We start from the raw sequence: 1,067 nt of genomic DNA, 5'->3' as shown, positions 1-1,067 counted from the left end.
CCTTGGGATTGACGTACCATAAGCCCGCCCTGTTGCTGCGCCCTGGTCCCTTTCCTCCTAGGAGCTGGTTATGCCACCTGCCGATCTCGATTTTCTGGACACCTCGGATCTGCCGCGTGGTTTGAGTGAGCAGGCCTATGCCACCTGGCGCGTGGCCCTGCGCGACCTGTATAGCAGCCAGACCGAGGTTCAGGTCGAATATGGCTATCAGTTCTGTCGCGGTTTTATCCAGGCCCTGCAGGACATGCAGGCAATCGAACCCGATGTGTACCTATTTCTCGAGGCTCAGGTGCATGGCGTATGGATCGAGCGCATTTCTGCCCTTAAGGCACGAGGTCACTGACGCGCTTTGGAGCTGGCATTGTAGATACTATGTTTATACAAAAAGCTTGCGGTTAGTGTTTTTGGTGTCTACAATGTGTATACTTTTTAGGAGGCTGTTATGGAAGTCAAAGTGCAGCAGTGGGGCAATAGCGCGGCGATACGCTTGCCTGCAACCGTGCTTAAGCTGATGAATCTGGTTAGTGGCGATGTGTTGAAACTCGATGTATCCGCCGAGGTTATGACGCTCAAGCCTGCGAAGGCCAAGCCGCATTACGCGCTGGCCGAGCTCATGGCGCAGTGTGACTTGAGCGCGCCGGAACCTGCCGACATGGCAGCGTGGAATGCGATGTCAGCCGTTGGGCGTGAAGCGTGAAGCGAGCCAAATTAAACCGTGGCGATATTGTGCGCTTGAACATGAATCCCACCGCTGGCCGTGAGCAGCAAGGCGATTTTCGTCCGGCGCTGATCATTTCGCCTGCGGCGTTCAACGTGTCGGGCTTGGTCCTGATCGCGCCCATCACCCAAGGCGGGGATTTTGCCCGATATGCCGGCTTTGCCGTGCCACTGAGCGGTTCCGGCACCGAGACGCAAGGTGTGGTGTTGTGTAATCAAATCCGCACCGTTGACCTTGAGGCCCGTGGGGGTAAGCGCGTAGAGGCGGTCCCCGAGGTGGTGATGGACGATGTACTGGCCCGCATTCAAGTGCTGATTGAGTAAAGAAAAAATGATCAAACGCCTGACCA

3 protein-coding genes are annotated in these 1,067 nt (G+C 56.1%); all 3 read left to right on the top strand.

Features of this window, described 5'->3' with window-relative positions; genetic code table 11:
- Positions 1-70: 70 nt before the first annotated feature.
- On the top strand, positions 71-343 hold the full coding sequence (locus tag ABEH28_RS27280) for a hypothetical protein (protein WP_346631566.1): 273 nt from the start codon (positions 71-73) through the stop codon (positions 341-343).
- 99 nt (positions 344-442) lie between these two features.
- Positions 443-697, top strand: coding sequence for an AbrB/MazE/SpoVT family DNA-binding domain-containing protein (locus ABEH28_RS27275; protein WP_110946599.1), 255 nt, complete (start codon positions 443-445; stop codon positions 695-697).
- Positions 694-1,041: a type II toxin-antitoxin system ChpB family toxin gene (locus ABEH28_RS27270; protein WP_083232973.1), complete on the top strand. Its 348-nt coding sequence runs from the start codon at positions 694-696 to the stop codon at positions 1,039-1,041. The genes ABEH28_RS27275 and ABEH28_RS27270 overlap by 4 nt, the downstream gene beginning before the upstream one ends.
- Positions 1,042-1,067 lie beyond the last annotated feature (26 nt).

Source organism: Pseudomonas sp. Ps21-P2 (genome assembly GCF_039672565.1).
Lineage (GTDB): Bacteria > Pseudomonadota > Gammaproteobacteria > Pseudomonadales > Pseudomonadaceae > Aquipseudomonas.
This window is presented reverse-complemented; position numbering and strand designations above follow the sequence as displayed.